Source organism: Vibrio inusitatus, assembly GCA_024346935.1.
Lineage (GTDB): Bacteria > Pseudomonadota > Gammaproteobacteria > Enterobacterales > Vibrionaceae > Vibrio > Vibrio inusitatus.
The window spans coordinates 966,795-984,049 of sequence record AP024879.1 but is presented as its reverse complement, the minus strand read 5'-3'; the positions used below and the strand labels follow the sequence as shown (position 1 = coordinate 984,049).

The 17,255-nt window shown below is 36.7% G+C and carries 15 protein-coding genes; 14 read left to right on the top strand and 1 reads right to left on the bottom strand.

Going from position 1 to position 17,255, the window contains the following annotated elements; translation table 11 throughout:
- Nucleotides 1-16 precede the first annotated feature (16 nt).
- From OCU48_RS17385 to OCU48_RS17320, 14 genes are all read left to right on the top strand, one after another.
- The gene (locus OCU48_RS17385) at nucleotides 17-1,441 is read left to right on the top strand and encodes a mannose-1-phosphate guanylyltransferase/mannose-6-phosphate isomerase (RefSeq protein WP_141346758.1); all 1,425 of its coding nucleotides are present in this window, start codon (nucleotides 17-19) and stop codon (nucleotides 1,439-1,441) included.
- Nucleotides 1,422-2,879, top strand: a complete 1,458-nt coding sequence (locus OCU48_RS17380) for a phosphomannomutase (protein WP_141346757.1) — start codon at nucleotides 1,422-1,424, stop codon at nucleotides 2,877-2,879. Before OCU48_RS17385 ends, OCU48_RS17380 begins: the two co-directional genes overlap by 20 nt.
- A 690-nt stretch (nucleotides 2,880-3,569) precedes the next feature.
- Complete coding sequence (gene pseB / locus OCU48_RS17375; protein WP_141346756.1) at nucleotides 3,570-4,583, top strand: UDP-N-acetylglucosamine 4,6-dehydratase (inverting); 1,014 nt, start codon at nucleotides 3,570-3,572, stop codon at nucleotides 4,581-4,583.
- Nucleotides 4,580-5,752, top strand: a complete 1,173-nt coding sequence (gene pseC / locus OCU48_RS17370) for a UDP-4-amino-4,6-dideoxy-N-acetyl-beta-L-altrosamine transaminase (protein WP_208727206.1) — start codon at nucleotides 4,580-4,582, stop codon at nucleotides 5,750-5,752. The genes pseB and pseC overlap by 4 nt, the downstream gene beginning before the upstream one ends.
- Nucleotides 5,753-5,755: 3 nt before the next feature.
- Nucleotides 5,756-6,445 carry a pseudaminic acid cytidylyltransferase gene (gene pseF, locus OCU48_RS17365; protein WP_141346754.1) on the top strand — a complete coding sequence of 230 codons (690 nt, stop codon included), beginning with the start codon at nucleotides 5,756-5,758 and terminating at the stop codon, nucleotides 6,443-6,445.
- Nucleotides 6,446-6,447: 2 nt separating this feature from the next.
- A complete protein-coding gene (gene pseG / locus OCU48_RS17360) occupies nucleotides 6,448-7,518 on the top strand; it encodes a UDP-2,4-diacetamido-2,4,6-trideoxy-beta-L-altropyranose hydrolase (protein WP_167496225.1) in 1,071 nt (356 codons plus the stop codon).
- Nucleotides 7,496-8,140, top strand: a complete 645-nt coding sequence (locus OCU48_RS17355; RefSeq protein ID WP_141346752.1) for a UDP-glucuronic acid dehydrogenase — start codon at nucleotides 7,496-7,498, stop codon at nucleotides 8,138-8,140. The genes pseG and OCU48_RS17355 overlap by 23 nt, the downstream gene beginning before the upstream one ends.
- On the top strand, nucleotides 8,133-9,200 hold the full coding sequence (gene pseI, locus OCU48_RS17350; protein ID WP_141346751.1) for a pseudaminic acid synthase: 1,068 nt from the start codon (nucleotides 8,133-8,135) through the stop codon (nucleotides 9,198-9,200). The genes OCU48_RS17355 and pseI overlap by 8 nt, the downstream gene beginning before the upstream one ends.
- 88 nt (nucleotides 9,201-9,288) lie before the next feature.
- Nucleotides 9,289-10,581 carry a hypothetical protein gene (locus OCU48_RS17345; protein ID WP_141346750.1) on the top strand — a complete coding sequence of 431 codons (1,293 nt, stop codon included), beginning with the start codon at nucleotides 9,289-9,291 and terminating at the stop codon, nucleotides 10,579-10,581.
- Nucleotides 10,582-11,811, top strand: coding sequence for an MATE family efflux transporter (locus tag OCU48_RS17340; protein ID WP_141346749.1), 1,230 nt, complete (start codon nucleotides 10,582-10,584; stop codon nucleotides 11,809-11,811).
- Complete coding sequence (locus tag OCU48_RS17335; protein ID WP_141346748.1) at nucleotides 11,808-13,124, top strand: capsular polysaccharide export protein, LipB/KpsS family; 1,317 nt, start codon at nucleotides 11,808-11,810, stop codon at nucleotides 13,122-13,124. The genes OCU48_RS17340 and OCU48_RS17335 overlap by 4 nt, the downstream gene beginning before the upstream one ends.
- Nucleotides 13,105-14,298 carry a hypothetical protein gene (locus tag OCU48_RS17330; protein WP_141346747.1) on the top strand — a complete coding sequence of 398 codons (1,194 nt, stop codon included), beginning with the start codon at nucleotides 13,105-13,107 and terminating at the stop codon, nucleotides 14,296-14,298. Before OCU48_RS17335 ends, OCU48_RS17330 begins: the two co-directional genes overlap by 20 nt.
- Entirely contained in the window at nucleotides 14,295-15,083 is a 789-nt protein-coding gene (locus OCU48_RS17325; protein WP_141346746.1) for an acyltransferase, read from the top strand. The genes OCU48_RS17330 and OCU48_RS17325 overlap by 4 nt, the downstream gene beginning before the upstream one ends.
- Entirely contained in the window at nucleotides 15,061-16,179 is a 1,119-nt protein-coding gene (locus tag OCU48_RS17320) for a glycosyltransferase (RefSeq protein WP_141346745.1), read from the top strand. The genes OCU48_RS17325 and OCU48_RS17320 overlap by 23 nt, the downstream gene beginning before the upstream one ends.
- A 46-nt stretch (nucleotides 16,180-16,225) precedes the next feature.
- On the opposite strand, the gene wecA is transcribed toward OCU48_RS17320, so the two are convergent.
- Nucleotides 16,226-17,227, bottom strand: coding sequence for a UDP-N-acetylglucosamine--undecaprenyl-phosphate N-acetylglucosaminephosphotransferase (gene wecA, locus OCU48_RS17315; protein ID WP_244312367.1), 1,002 nt, complete (start codon nucleotides 17,225-17,227; stop codon nucleotides 16,226-16,228).
- Nucleotides 17,228-17,255 lie beyond the last annotated feature (28 nt).

Sequence of the window (17,255 nt, the reverse complement as noted above, 5' to 3'; positions counted from 1 at the left end):
CAAAAAAAGAGTATTTATGATTTATCCAATAATAATGGCAGGCGGCAGTGGCAGTCGCCTATGGCCCCTTTCTAGAGAATTATACCCTAAACAATTCTTAAAGCTTTCTGATGATGTTTCAATGCTACAACAAACTTTTTCAAGGCTGTCGGGTTTTGAGCATAAGTCTCCGATGGTAATTTGTAATGACGAACACCGGTTTATTGCAGCAGAACAAATCCGTACTGGGGGGTTTTCTCATTCAGGCATTATCTTGGAACCTGTTGGAAGAAATACTGCTCCAGCGATTGCTTTAGCTGCTTTTCAAGCGTTGAAGGAAGAAGTAGATGCAGACCCTGTTTTGTTGGTGTTAGCTGCAGATCATTTTATCGAAGACATTAGCGCTTTCGCAGGGGCTATTGAAACGGGCGAAACATTTGCTAGAGATGATCAATTAGTTACATTTGGCATAGTTCCTGAGTCACCTGAGACAGGCTACGGTTACATTAAGCGGGGTCAACCTCAGGGCGAGGATAGTTTAGGCTTTAAAGTAGACAGTTTTGTTGAAAAACCAAGTCTTGATGTAGCTAAAAGTTATGTGGAGTCTGGAGATTACTATTGGAATAGTGGACTCTTTATGTTCAAAGCGTCTCTATATTTAAAGGAATTGAAGCAACACAGCCCTGAAATATACGAAGCATGTGAGCGTTCACTAGCTAATGCTCAATCAGATTTGGATTTTATACGCATAAATCAGGCGGCTTTTGAAGCGTGCCCGAGTGATTCTATTGATTATGCGGTAATGGAGAAAACGACTAAGGCTACCGTTGTTCCGATGAAAGCAGGGTGGAGTGATGTTGGTTCTTGGGGGGCGTTGTGGGAAGTATCGAGCAAAGACCACAATCAAAATGCGATTAAAGGGGACGTTGTTGCTGTGTGTTCTAAAAGGAATTATTTGCATTCAGAAAATAAACTAATTGCAACGGTAGGTGTAAATGATCTCATCATTGTTGAAACCAAAGATGCCATTTTAGTTGCTGATAAGTCGCAAGTTCAAGATGTAAAAGCAGTAGTTAATCACCTAAAAAGTGAAGGTAGAACCGAACACAAGTTCCATCGTGAAGTGTATCGCCCTTGGGGTAAGTATGATTCTGTGGATTATGGCGTCCGCGATCATGTTAAACGAATTACCGTTAATCCAGGCGAAAAGCTTTCTATTCAAATGCATCATCATCGAGCCGAGCATTGGGTTGTGGTTTCAGGTACTGCCAAAGTAACTAATGGTGAGAAAACGATGTTAGTTTCGGAAGACCAATCAACCTATATCCCATTAGGGACAGTTCATGCACTTGAGAACCCTGGGAAGATCCCATTGGAAATGATAGAAGTTCAAACGGGAAGTTATTTGGGTGAGGACGATATCGTTCGCTTCGAAGATAAGTATGGCCGTCTGGCTAAGTGAGGAACAAGTGTTAATTAGCTCAGAAGTTATTAAGAGCTCTGGCGTGCAATTTGGAACAAGTGGCGCTAGAGGATTGGTTGAACAGTTTACAACTGACACCTGTGCTGCGTTTACACATGCATTTCTTTCAGGGCTTCAAGACCGCTTTTCCTTCCGTCAAGTAGCGGTTGCCATTGATAATCGCCCTAGTAGTCCAATGATGGCTAAATCGGTTGTAGGCGCCATTAAGCAGTTAGGTATGGAGGTTCTCTATTATGGCGTGATACCGACACCTGCACTAGCCTACAGTGCGATGCAGGATGGTATCCCATGTATAATGGTTACTGGTAGCCATATTCCTTTCGACCGAAACGGATTAAAGTTTTATCGTCCAGATGGTGAGATTAGTAAAGCGGATGAACAAGCTATCCTAACAGCGAACGTGCAATTCGCATCGATATTAGAGTTACCTGAGTTAAACATGTGTTCGTCTGCGGCAGAAAAATATGCTAATCGCTACACTTCTTTGTTCAACGATGACATGTTATCGGATAAGCGTATTGGCATCTATGAGCATTCAAGCGCTGGCCGCGATATTTACTCTACGCTTTTTGAGTCTCTCGGTGCAGAAGTGATTTCTTTAGAGCGTAGTGATGAATTTGTTCCGATTGATACTGAAGCGGTATCTGATGCTGATAAAGCAAAGGCGAAGATATGGTCGGTAGAACATAAGTTGGATTTCATTTTCTCTACAGATGGGGATGGAGACCGCCCATTGGTTGCTGATGAAAATGGTGACTGGTTACGTGGGGATATTCTTGGCTTATTGTGTGCTCAGGAAATGAGAATTGAAGCGCTCGCCATTCCTGTAAGTTGTAATACCATTATCGAGAAATCTAAGACCTTTAAGGCGGTATCCAAGACTAAAATTGGATCTCCGTACGTGATCGCGGAGTTTGATATTTTATCTGAAAAATATACCCGCATAGCTGGGTTTGAAGCCAACGGCGGATTCTTATTAGGCGCTGATATTGAAGTTAATGGTAAAGCATTAAAAGGATTACCTACAAGGGATGCTGTTCTACCAGCATTGATGCTGTTATCAGCGGCTAAAAACATCACTATTGCTAATTTAGTGAGTGATTTACCGCAAAGGTTTAGCCATAGCGATCGAATTCAAAATTTTGCTACTGAAAAAAGCTTGGCTATTTTGGCTCATGGTATTGATGCTCCAGAAACGTTAATAAAGAGCTTAGGCTTTGATGAATCAGTGGTGGACGTTGATATTACGGATGGTTTGCGAATGACTTTGACAAGTGGAGTGATAGTACATCTTAGACCTTCTGGTAATGCGCCTGAGTTACGTTGCTATGCTGAAGCTGACACGATGCAACAAGCAAGTGATATTGTTCTATCAGTACTGGATAAAGTGAAAAACCTAGATATTGTGTTGTGGTAAAACCAAAGTAGGGCACAGATAGGAAACGTGCCCTTCTTTACATACCATTAACTCTGATGGCTCTGGCGTGGATAGGCAAGTGGTGGTGCTTAAACCTCGTACTTATCTACCTTACAGCATTCGTTTTATCATTTGAATATATAACAAAATACCACCTATTTACCCCACTTTCCTTCTCGGCATAGACAATAATCCCTAAACTTAGTGTAGTTTTCTGACCAATTTTACCCCTGTACTAACTGCATGTACCGCGTCGATATGAACAAGCATCTGAAAGCTACTCAGTTCATCGTTAATTTACCGTCAGTTTTTCACTGGATCAAAGTCGTGCTTAATTACGCGTGCAAAAAAAATCTGTAGAAAGCAGCTAAAATTTAGCCAGTTAAACTAAAAGGCTACATGATTTATCGAACTTACATACAAACTAGTATACAATTTTCTTAATACCTTTACGGTTACTTATCGCAAGTACCTTTTGTGGTTCAGATTGGTTTGTAGAGTTCAGAATAGCTTAGAGTTATGAGATACAGTCAGGGATATTCTACGAATTGTTCACGGCTAGAATCGGGTGTGAGTACATTTATCATTGTTGTATGTACTATATTAGATGCTACTGAATTTATGGTTGCAAGTATAGTGTTTAGCTAAAGTTTTAAGGCTAACATACGGATTAAATTTAGAGAGAAAAACATGTTAAATCATAAAACAGTTTTAATAACTGGCGGTACGGGTTCTTTTGGTAAGCAGTTTATTAAAACAATACTAGAACGCTATGAAAATGTTAAGAAGATAATCATTTACTCACGCGATGAGTTAAAGCAGTTTGAGATTAAGCAACAGTATCCAACCAAAGACTTTCCTCAGCTTCGCTTCTTTATTGGCGATGTGCGTGACAGAAACCGTATGATTCAAGCATGCGAAGGTGTAGATGTCATTATTCATGCTGCAGCAATAAAGCAAGTAGATACTGCTGAATACAACCCTACTGAGTGTATTCGGACCAACATTGATGGTGCTGAAAACGTTATTCAAGCTGCTTTACAGTGCGGTGTAAAAGATGTTGTTGCATTATCGACTGATAAGGCGTGTGCTCCTATAAACCTTTATGGGGCGACTAAACTTGCTTCTGATAAGTTATTTACAGCAGCTAATAACATCAAAGGCTCTAAAGACATTCGATTTAGTGTAGTGCGCTATGGAAACGTTATGGGTTCTCGAGGCTCTGTTATCCCGTTCTTCATGAATAAGAAGGATGAAGGCCTGTTGCCAATCACTCATGAAGAAATGACTCGTTTTAATATCTCATTGCAAGATGGTGTGAACATGGTGATGTACGCACTTGAAAACCACCTGGGTGGTGAAATTTTTATCCCTAAAATTCCTTCATACAAAATCCTTGATATTGCAGAAGCTGTAGCGCCAGGTGTCGAAACGAAGGTTGTAGGCATTCGCCCAGGTGAAAAATTGCATGAAGAGATGATTACAGATACAGACTCACTGAATACGATTGATTTAGGTCGTTACTATGCGATCCTTCCTTCTGTGTCTTTCACGTATCAAGAGCAAGAATACATTGAGCACCACAAAGCTGAAAAAGTGCCGTTTGGTTTTAAGTACAACTCGGGTACAAATACCGAATGGGAAACAATCGAAGGTTTGCGTGATCTGATTAAAGAGCACGTTGATCCTAATTTCACAGTGTGAGCATCAAAATGATCCCTTATGGAAAGCAAGAGATTATTCAACAAGACATCGATAATGTTATTGATGTCTTGAAATCTGATTTCTTAACGCAAGGACCGCAAGTTCCAGCCTTTGAAGCTTCACTGACTGGGCATACTGGTTCGAATTATGCTGTTGCGGTAAACAGTGCTACCTCGGCTTTACATATTGCTTGTATGGCTCTAGGTCTGGGAGAAGGTGATAGGCTTTGGACTACACCAGTTACCTTTGTCGCATCAGCAAACTGTGGATTGTATTGTGGTGCAAAGGTCGACTTTGTCGATATTGATGCTCGTACCTACAACATGTGCCCGGTAAAACTTGAAAGCAAGTTAAAACAAGCCAAAGCTAATGGCACACTGCCTAAAGTAGTGGTTCCGGTGCATTTGTGTGGTCAACCTTGCGATATGAAAGCGATTCACGACCTGTCGATAAAATATGGCTTCAATATTATTGAAGATGCTTCACATGCGATTGGCGGTGAATACAATAATGCCCCGATAGGTAATTGTGAGTATTCAGATATTACCGTATTCAGTTTTCATCCGGTTAAGATTGTGACGACTGCAGAGGGCGGGGCTGCTCTAACTAATAATCAGATTCTTGCCGAAAAAATGGAGTTGTATCGTAGTCACGGTATTACTCGTGATGCGGATAAGATGGAAGGTGAATCGCACGGTGGTTGGTATTATCAGCAAATTGAGCTGGGCTATAATTATCGAATGACCGAATTGCAGGCTGCACTGGGTGTCAGTCAAATGACTAGGCTTAATGAATTTGTATCGGCTAGGCATCGCTTAGCGAAAAGATACAATGAATTATTGACTAAATTGCCAATTGTTCTTCCGTTCCAATTGGACAAAACCTACTCGGGTCTTCATTTGTACGTGATTCGTTTGAAGCTTGAAGAGATTTCGTTGTCACACAAACAGGTATTTGAAGCACTTCGTGAAAAGGGCATTGGTGTGAATCTTCACTATATTCCGGTACATACGCAACCTTATTACCAAAAGTTAGGTTTTTCTTTGGGAGATTTTCCTGAATCAGAGCGTTACTATGAAGAAGCAATCTCATTACCTATGTTTCATCTTATGACTGACGAACAACAAGACACAGTAGTGTCTGTTTTATCTGGCATTCTTGAGGCATAGCAAATGAATATCGCAATTATACCAGCGCGCGGTGGCAGTAAGCGTATACCGAGAAAGAACATTAAGTTGTTTCATGGGAAGCCGATGATTGCCTATTCAATTGAAGCAGCAATACAGTCCGGTTGTTTTGATAAGGTGTTGGTTTCCACAGATGACCATGAGATAGCAGAAGTCGCCAAGCAGTTTGGAGCGGAAGTTCCTTTTATCAGACCTACAGATATTTCTGATGACTTTGCTACGACGAAAGATGTAATGGGACATGCAGTATCTTGGTGTGTGCACAAAGGTTTGCCAGTCGAAAACATCTGTTGCTTGTACGCAACAGCCCCTTTTGTTACCAGTGATGATTTGGCTCGAGGTTTGCAAAAATTACTAGATACTGGAGCAGAGTACGTATTCAGCGCTACAAGTTTTCCTTTTCCGATTCAGCGAGCAATTCAACTATCTGCGTCTGGTGAAGTGTCAATGTTTGAGTCACAGTATGAACTGTCTAGATCACAAGATTTACAAGAAGCTTTTCATGATGCAGGTCAATTTTATTGGGGAACTCAAGAAGCGTTCTTAGAGAAGAAAGCCTTTTTTGCACCTCATTCGCAAGTTGTATTACTTCCAAGGAAACGAGTTCAAGATATTGATACTCCAGAGGACTGGGAGTTTGCTGAAGCTTTGTATACTCTGGTGTCGAAGAGCTAATTGTGAAATTTATTTTTCGAGTTGATGCCTCTGTCTATATTGGCAGCGGTCACGTGATGCGTTGCCTTGTTTTAGCCAAAGTGTTAAGAGAGGAAGGATATTCTATCGTATTTACTTGTCTTCCACAGAAAGGTGACATGATAGACTACATAACACAACAGGGCTTTGATGTTATTTCTTTAACATCTCCGCAGAGTGTTAGTTTACCGAAGAGTACAGAAGATTATATTGCTTGGCTTCAGCGCAGTCCTCTTGAGGATGCCAGCGATTTTCTGAGCTACGTTGATGCTGCTGATTGGGTCGTTACTGATCATTATGCAATCGATAAACAGTGGCACAAGAAAATAAGAAGTTCACTACACTGTCAAATCGTCAGTATTGATGACCTCATGCGAGAACATGATGCTGATGTTATTCTTGATCAAACATTAAATCGACGTACGGCTGACTACCATTCTAATGGGCTTGTGTTGGCAGGTACTCAATATGCATTATTACGTGACGAGTTTTCGAATTTGCGTAAGCAAGCTAGTAAGCGAGTAAGTCCAACGGCTAATGTTAAAGTGTTGGTTTCTATGGGCGGTATAGACCCACCTAACGCGACACTAAGATCGTTAAAGGCTCTTAAGAATCAATCACGACTGTCATTTACGGTGTTACTCAGCGCAAGGTCTCCTCATTTTAACGCTGTCCAACAGTGGTGCAGCACATCAAAAAATGCAGAACATATAATCTTCAGTAGCGATATCGCTGGATTAATGTTGGAGCACGATATTGCTATCGGTGCACCTGGCAGTACTAGTTGGGAACGAGCATGCCTAGGATTACCAAGCGTTATTATTCCTTTAGCCGAAAACCAAGTTGATATATGTCATCAACTGGTTAAGAGTGGTTCGTCTATCAAGGTAGACTTAGAAACCATCGAGAAAGAGCTTGCACCGGCTGTCAATAACTTGATTGACAATTGGGATGAATATTCGCATAACAACTTTTTGTTGTGCGATGGACTTGGTACCCGAAGGGTAGTAGAAAAAATAAACGGTATTAATAATGAATATAACGCTACTTTGTAGTGATGTAAATCACCCAATATTTACGTATTTGGAGAGTTGGAAAAAAGCGAATAGTCACAAACATAACATTCAATTGGTAACTCGTGTAAAGGATGTGTCCGAATCGGGGGATATCCTGTTTTTAGTATCATGCTCTGAGATAGTTAGGGCGCAAACCCGAGATTTATTCCAATATTGCTTGGTTCTGCATGCAAGTGATCTGCCGGAAGGCCGTGGCTGGAGTCCACATGTTTGGGATATTCTAAACGATAAAGACTATATCACGTTATCGTTATTAGATGCGGAAGATAAAGTGGACACAGGTGACATATGGCAGAAAAAAACAATCCTGCTTGAAGGTACAGAGCTTTATGATGACATCAATAAAAAATTGTTTGATGCAGAGTTAGAATTAATCACTTGGGCTAGTGAACATATCTTTGACGCTACGTCAGAGCCACAAAAAGAATCACAAACATCTTATTATAGAAAACGCACACCAAACGACAGTGAATTAGATCCTAAGCAAACAATAGAACAACAGTTTAACTTGCTTAGAGTGTGTGATCCTAATCGATTTCCTGCGTTTATCACCATAAACAATACTCGCTACAATGTTCGTCTGGAGAAAGCTGATGACTAAGAATTACATTGAAATTGATGGACGAAAAATTGGTCCAGACTATAAGCCGTACATTATTGCTGAGCTTTCAGCTAACCATAATGGCGACATCAATAAAGCATTTCAAATAATAGAAGAGGCAAAGCGTGCTGGAGCAGACGCTATTAAGCTTCAAACATATCGTGCTGATACGATTACTATTGATTGCGACAAAGAAGATTTTCAGATTCATGGTGGTCTTTGGGATGGAAAATCCCTGTATGAGCTTTACGAATGGGCACATACACCATGGGAATGGCATGCTTCATTGTTTGCAAAAGCCAAAGAGTTGGGTATTACGATGTTTAGTTCCCCTTTTGACTTTACCGCGATTGATTTATTAGAAGAACTTGGTGCACCTGCATATAAGATTGCGTCTTTTGAGTTGGTTGATCACGCATTAATTGCGAAAGTTGCAAAAACCGGTAAGCCAATGATTATGTCTACCGGCATGGCCAATGATGCAGAAATTCAGGAAGCTATTGATGTAGCGAAAAATAATGGCTGCCAAGAATTGGTTGTTCTTCATTGTGTTAGTGGATACCCAGCACCTGCAGACCAATATAACTTACGTACTATTTCGGATATGCAACAACGTTTCGGTGTTCTTTCTGGCTTATCTGATCACACTATCGACAATGCAACTGCGGTTACATCAGTTGCACTAGGAGCTTGTTTGATCGAAAAGCATGTTACGTTGGACCGTCAAGGTGGGGGACCCGATGATAGCTTTTCTCTTGAGCCTAAGGAACTGAAAGCACTGTGTGAAGATACAAATACGGCTTGGCAATCATTGGGTAAAGTTAACTATGAGCGTACTGAAGCTGAAAAAGGAAATGTAAAATTTCGTCGTTCTTTATACATTGTTAAAGACATAAAGGCTGGCGACACTCTAACTGATGAACATGTGCGAAGTATACGTCCAGGTTTTGGATTGGCACCTAAGTACATAGATAAAGTCATTGGGCAAGTTATGAATGAAGATCTTGCTAGAGGTACAGCCTTAAAAAGTGAACATATTGACGCCAATATAGAACACTAGAATTTGTTTTTACTTTATTGATATAGCATAGATGATGCTATGTCTTGTGAATTTTTTATTTAAACGTAATTATATTGGCTGTCATATAATGATTAAAATAATATTCGTCGAGAATAAATTTAAAACGCCTTTATGGGAAGCAATAGCTAACCGGTTAGATAGTTCAAAAATAGAAATCCATTGGATTGTTCAAAATCCTCTATTTTCTCCTAATACTGGGGTTGTTCATTATCTAGAAATACCTAAAGATGATGATATGGTTCATACCAACGAATATGATTGGTTAGAAAATATTGATCGGCATAGCTATATCTATAATCAAGATACGGCTCACTATAAATATTATGATGAAAAACTATCATCACTTCTTGATAGTATAAAGCCATCAGTTATTTTCGGTGAAGTAACACTTTTTCATGAGATACTATTAGCAAAACAGGCATTAGCTAAAAATCTTCTTTATCTCCATCCTACAACTTGTCGCTATCCTGCTGGTAGATTTTGTTTTTACAAACATGATACTCTAAATCCATTTATGGGTTCTGGAGAAACATGGTCTGAAAATAAAGTAAAAGAAACAATTGAACAAATTACAACTAGAAATGTAGCTCCAGACTATATGTTAGTTGGCAATAAATTAACTCAAATTAATAAACGATTCAGGCTTTTAAAAAATACTTTATATAATATTTTATCTATATTATGGTTTAAAGAGAAGTATAACACACCCAAGATATCAGTTAAGATAGCTAAGGATAAAGAGAAGACAATCTTTAGAGAAAAATATGAAAATATTGCTGTAAAAAAAATAGGTGATATAGATAAATACGCTATATTGTATCCACTTCAACTTCAACCAGAATCAAATTTAGATGTTTGGGGTAATGGTTATAATAATCAAGCTGAATTGATTGATAAATTAGCTAAACAGAACAAAATAGTTTACATAAAACCTAATCCAAAATCAAAGTATGAAGTTAATCAAGATTTAGTAGATACCATTCGATCTAATACAAATGTTGTCGCTTTAAGTCATGATATCAAAATGGATGATATATTCCCTTATTTCAATACATTTTTTTCTCCAACGGGAACTATTAATATAGAAGCAATTCTTTCTAACAAAGTCTGTTATAGCCCCGTTTTCCCTTTAACTAATAAATTTACAAATAATTATAGAATACCCACTGTTGATGATATTGAACATCAGTCATCAACTACTGAAATTGATAAACGTAAACTAATGCAAGAATTAATATCAACTAGTTATGTCGGTAAAATAGGGGATATTATTCATGCACCAGAGGTGTTAAAGGAAAGTAACTTAGACCGTATAGTATTTGCGTTTAATCTTGTTATAGATAGTCAGAAACCTTATTAAATGAAAAATTATATCTTACGTGGCTATTCATTATTCATAAAGATGATTTTTATAATATTTGTTGCAAAAAACCTAAGTATCTTAGATGTGGCAAATTATGGTTTGTTCAATGGATACTTAGCGCTATTTGTTTTTTTGTGTGGATTCGAATTCTATACTTATACGCAAAGAGAAATAATAAACTATCCCGATATGTTTATGAGTTTAATTAAAGGACACGTCAAGCTTGTTCTTGCTATTTTCGCTATATTTGTTCTTGTGTTTATGTCATTTTGGTCAAATGATCTCGAACTGAGTTATGAAATAGTTGTGTTACTGTTATTAGTGACATTTTTGGAGCTTATTTCTCAGGATATAGGAAGGTTTTTAATTGCTTTGAATAAGATAGATAAATCTACTTTTGTGTTTTTTGTACGGTCTGGACTGTGGCCTACCTTATCTTTATTATTAATGGTGATATCAGATGATTTTAAAGATCTCTTTTGGATTTACTCAATTTGGATTTTCACTGCATTACTATCCATTATTATTGGAATTAAGTATTTAGATTTATCAATGTCTTTCTTTAAAGTAAACGTACCTCCGAGAAGTTGGTATATAAAAGGGATGAAAATCGCAGTTATTTACATACTGTCAGCATTATTTATTAAGTTAGCACTTTCATTTGATCGTGTAATAATTGGGAAATTTGGAACTAAAGAAGCCTTAGCTTCATATGTACTATTCATCGGAATGGGTATGTCGATTCAGAGTTTTATTGCTGCTACAGTATTCCCATTTTCTTTGAGAGATCTAACTAGAAGTTATGCAAACAACAATACCAAAAAATTTTTAAATAGTGTCAAAGAATTAGTCTTCAAAACGTTATCATTTAGTTTAATTATGGCTTTATCTTTATATGTTGTTTCACCATACCTGCTTAATTGGATTGATAATCAAGAGTATATTGATAATATAAACTATCTACATTATATATTAGTTCTAGCAATTAGCTTCACTTTTGCTATGATGTCTCATCAAGTGATATATTCAATGAGATTAGATAAGGAAGTCTTATTTGTAAGGGTGTTCCTCATGTTCTTATCGATGATTGTCGCTTATGTCTGTAAGGTGTATCTTCCTAATAGGGATATTGTGATAGTGGTGTCGCTATCACTTTCGTTTATATTTGTTGTGTACATGGTAGTGAATACTATTATTTTCTTTAGAGAGGTTGTTTGTAGAAGATGAAAAATATACTGGTTATAGGTCATGGAAATGAACTTGGTAGTTTCATCAAAGATGAGTTTTCTCATAGAGGTTATAGTGTACACACTATCGATAACTATTCACAGATGTTACTTGGCACTGCATGTGTTCAACTTAGCTCACCACATAAATCGCTATTATCGAACGAAGTCTTTTTGGAATTTCTTCAACATTTATCAAGGCGTGGTAGTTTTTATAACAACTTACCAGAAATGAAAAATGAGTTTATTCTATACCAAAACTATTTTTTAGAATATTTAATAACTAAAGATATAGAGCTAGTATACTTTGCAAATATTCCTCATGAAGGTGTAGATCTAGTAATTGAAAAGATAGCAAACAAACTGAATATTGATGTTGTTATCACACACCAATCTATATTTACCAATAGATTTTATATTATGGATAAGCTTGAGAGTTTAGGCTCAATTAATGCGAACTCTAATTATCCAGTAGTGACCTTAGATGATTACAAAAATCAAGGTTTAACATATATGAAAGGTGTTAAGGGGTTTTCTTCTATAAGTGAAATTATACTTGTTCGTATAAAAAAGGCTGCAGTCAGGCTAAATAAATTATTTAAAGTTTTGAATCACAAAGGAACGCTTAATCATCGCTTATTAAAAGCTATTGAAATTTTTAATGACTATCATTATAACAAAAGATTTCAAAGTCTTTTCAAAGCTAAATTTGATGATCTAAATAATGATAATAACTATGTATATTTTCCTTTACATCTACAACCTGAACTGACAACGTCATCTTTAGGTAAAAATTATGATGATCAATTACTTGCTCTAGAGGAATTATCCCGTTTTCTTCCAGATGATTATAAGATATTAGTTAAAGAAAATCCAAAACAAAAATCAAGGTATCGAGGTAACAATTGGTTTAACCGAATTGCTTCAATTGAGAATCTCCTTTTCGTTAGTGAAGATATTCAGTCTTCAAAGTTAATTGATATTTCTCGCTTTGTCGCTACGATTAATGGAACTGTAGGTTGGGAAGCAGTAAATTGTAATAAACCAGTAGTATATTTTGGTACCGCTTGGTATGCATCATTTCCAAATGTTTTCTATTTTAGCCATGATTTGGATTTACAAGACATTGTAAACATTAATCCTCAAGATGCTGAAATAAAGAATAAGTCACTTGAAAATTTATCTAAATCAATGCCTGTAGGTGTTGTGGACCAATACTATTGTCAATTCATTCAGGATATAGATTTGACTAATAATGCAAAATTGGTCGTTAATGCTATAGTAGATTTTACGAATGAAAATAAAGTTATATGAAAAATCGGAACACATTTCTAAAATAAATCTAGCTAGAGGAACGATGATAATATCATTATCTTTTTTTCTAGTTAGCTTGTTTCATGCATTGGTTATAGTTGATATAGACTTAACCGATTTGATCGTTTTGTTATTATGTTACGCTCCAGTGTTAATAATTTCATTTTTTTTCATGCAGCGAAATGTAAATATTAAACTGCCTGACATAAATATTATTATTATTTTTTGGTGTATTGGTCTGATTGGAAAATTGACTAGTAGATCAGCGTATATAAAAGCATTAATAGATACAGGTAGTGTGTATGCTGTTAGAAACATGGAATCTCTATCAGGAGGTGGTTGGTATAGCTTTTTATCGATATTTTTCTATCCTGCTTTCATATTGATTATTATTTGCGGTATTAAGTACAAGTTTAACTTAATATTTTATGTATTATCAATATCTCTTCTGATAGTCGATCTACTTTTTCTCTCTATGAGAATGATACCTGTTTATATACTTCTTATAGCGATGCTGATTTCTTTTTCAAGTAACAGTATAAAAACTTCAGCAAAAAGAATTTGTGTATTCGTTTTATTGTTTATTCCTGTATTCATGATAACGACTCAGAATAAATCTTCACAAGGAGAATCTCTGGATTGGAATAATCACCTGAAACACACTATTTCTACTCAAGTCGTAGGAATTAGACAGGATATTTTGGATGTAGATAAACCCGATATTGTTAGTGCTGCGATATTTTTATCTCATTACTTATATCACTCTACGGGAGAGTTTTCGCATTATTTGAAGTCACAAAATTTAAACCTTTCGGATCCAAATTTACTTAGATTGAAGAACCAATTTTGTCCTGTTTTGAAGTGTGACTATGAAGAAAAAATCAGAGAAATTGACTCGAGATATGGAGTTTACAAAACATTTAACTACTCACTAATTTCTGATTTCGGACTCTATTTTTGCATCTCATTTTATACTTTATTATTGATTTTTTTATCAATATATTTTAAGCAAAGATATTATAGTTGCTTACATATAGTAATTGCTTCTGTGGTTATTCTTTCACCAATCGAGAACTTTTTATATACAGGTTTAGGTTTACTACAATTCGGCATTATTTTCGTGATAGTAATTTCCTCTCACGTATTAACTACTTCAAGAGACCATAAGAAATGACTATCTTAAAAAAGTATTTTCTGTTTATTCTAGTTTTAATCGTTCCTCCTTGTAGATTTAAGAATTGGATATTGCGTTTATTTGGTTGTGATGTCGCACAGGACGCATCTATTGGATTTTTGCTATTTTTTGGCAAATTTATTAAAGTCGGGGAAAAATCAAAGCTAGGTAGTTTTAGTTATTACGGTAGTGGGGTTGAAATAAATGTCCATAAAAACACAAACATAGGCCATTTTAATGTCTTTTCTGGAGATTTTTGTTTAACACAGGAAGAGGGTTCTGTTATATCTAATTTTGTCCAAATTAAAAATGGCGGCACTAGTGTGATTCCCGAAAAGTCTTTCTTTCATTTAGGTGATTTTACTAAGATTACGTCAAAGCATTATTTTGATGTTTCTTGTTCGATAGTATTTGGTTCAAATTGTGTCGTTGGGGGGCGTGACTCTCAGTTTTGGACTCATGGGTTTCTGCATCAAGAGTACGGGTCGAAGAGATACATATCGTTAAACTCAATTAAAATAGATGATGGTGTATATATTGCATCAAGAGTATTGATAAATCCCGGCACTCATGTTGAGTATAATGTTAATATTCTAGCTGGAAGTGTTGTTTCCGGTCATATCAAGGCAGGGCTTGTTGTAGCTTCTTCTGGTAAAAAAGTAATTATGGATTTAAAAGAAAAATCTATTGATGAGCTTTACCATATAGATTTTGACTATAAATGTAAAAATCCACGTTTGTTAACGAAAAAAGGCAGAGGGAATGATGAAAATTCTTCATGTTAGTAAGTTGTATTTCCCTTTTATGGGCGGAATCGAAACCGTTGTTAAAGACTTAGTCGAGGAACAAGCAAAATCACTCGAGGTAGAACGGGTAGATGTCTTAGCTTTTTCTGAAACTAACACAACAGAAAAGATCGATGTTAGTTGCAAGACAAATATAATAAAGAGCTCTAGTATTTTTAAGTTTGCAAGTACAGATGTTTCATTGAGTTTTCCATACCATTGGATAAGGGTGAGAAACAAATACGACGTAGTTCATGTACATGTACCGAATCCCATAGCTTGTTTCTGTTTGGCTGTTTTACCTCCTAAAGGCTCAGTTGTGGTGCATTGGCACAGCGATATAGTTAAACAGAAATGGTTAAAAATCCTTCATTTTCCTTTCCAGCATTTATTACTATCTAAAAGTAATAGAATTATCGTAACTAGCTTACCTTACTTAGAGGGGAGCAAGGACCTGAGGAACTTTGTTAATAAGGTTGATGTCGTTCCAATAGGAATAGACAAAAACATGCGCGATGAGAACCTAGATGTGACAGCTAACTTGAAAAACAAATATAAAGATAAGAAAGTGGTTTTTGCACTCGGTCGTCATGTTGGTTACAAAGGATTCGACGTATTAATTAAATCTTGCCAATATTTGCCTGATGATTACATTGTTTTATTGGGTGGTGGTGGTCCACTAACAGATTCATATAAATCTGAAATAAAAAATCTAGGTCTAGAAGGAAAAATTGAATTGGTAGGTAAAATACCAGAATCAGAGTTAAATAGTTACTATCAAGCCTGCGATTTATTTGTTTTACCATCTGTTGATAAGGCTGAAGCGTTTGGAGTAGTGCAGTTAGAAGCCATGAGTCAAGGTAAACCTATAGTGTGTTGTGATATTCCTGGTTCAGGTGTTCCTTGGGTTAATTCAAGCGAGATAACTGGTAAGATCAGTAAAGTGTCCAGTCCTGAAGATCTAGCTGAGAAGATTATACAGGTAGCTGAACATCATTATGATCGAGAAGAAATAATAAATTATTTTGAAAATAACTTTTCAAGACATAATATGTCTTTAGAGACATTGCGAGTTTATAATGATGTGATAAATTAATAGCAATTTCTGCAGTGATAAATTATTTCGACGAATACACTGGTATTCAGCGGGATAATTTATCTATTAATCCTTTTAACTGTTTGGTAATTATCCAAATTCTCATTAAAGATATTAGGTAAACGGCGAAACAGACTAGGAAAGTATAGAACATGATGTACTCGGGAACTTGATATATTTCGCCAATAATTCCCACTATAGCGTATATGGTTGATATTGTAGTTATTATTAGCAATGTGGCTCTGGAGCTGAATCCTATTCGCTGAAATATATGATGCAAGTGCTCTCTATCTGGCTTGAAAGGGGAGTCCCCTCTTCTGATTCGTCTTATCATTATTGCCGCCATGTCCATTAGAGGAACTGCTATAAGCCATAATGCAGTTACAGGGCGCATTAGAGGTCTATTTTCTTGACTCGATAGGAGGAGTAACCAAATCACTGTAAACCCTATAAGCATGCTTCCTGCATCACCCATGAATACACGCCTTTTTCGACCAAACGCACCTAGATTCAATAAAATATATGGGAAAATAATTACTATGAGTACTAGGCATAGATATGCTAAATCATATTGTCCGTAGTAGTACATTAGATATCCGAGACCGCCAAACGTAACACTTGATAGAGCGCCTAAAAGACCATCAATCCCGTCTACCATGTTGAAAGCATTAATTGCTCCAACTACCGCAAATACGGTAACAATATAGCCTATCCATCCCAGCAGTATCGGGCCTGTGCCTATTATATTTCCCGCAGTAGACAGTTCGATCTTTCCTAGCCCCATCATCGCTATAGAAAGAGCGCCTTGAACTAAGAATCGTAATTTGAAATTAATGTCATATTTGTCGTCGAGGGCCCCGACTGCTACCAATATCACTATTGAGGCAGCATATAAGTCGGTACGTATAATGATATCTGGATGATTAAAAAGAAAATAAAGAATAGAGATGCAAATTGATAGACCACCCACCAGTGGCACTGCACCTACGTGTAACTTTCTCGCGTTTGGTTTGTCAACTAAGCCTACATTTAGGGCGAATTTACGCATAAAAAATAAAGCTGTGAGCGAAAAGAAG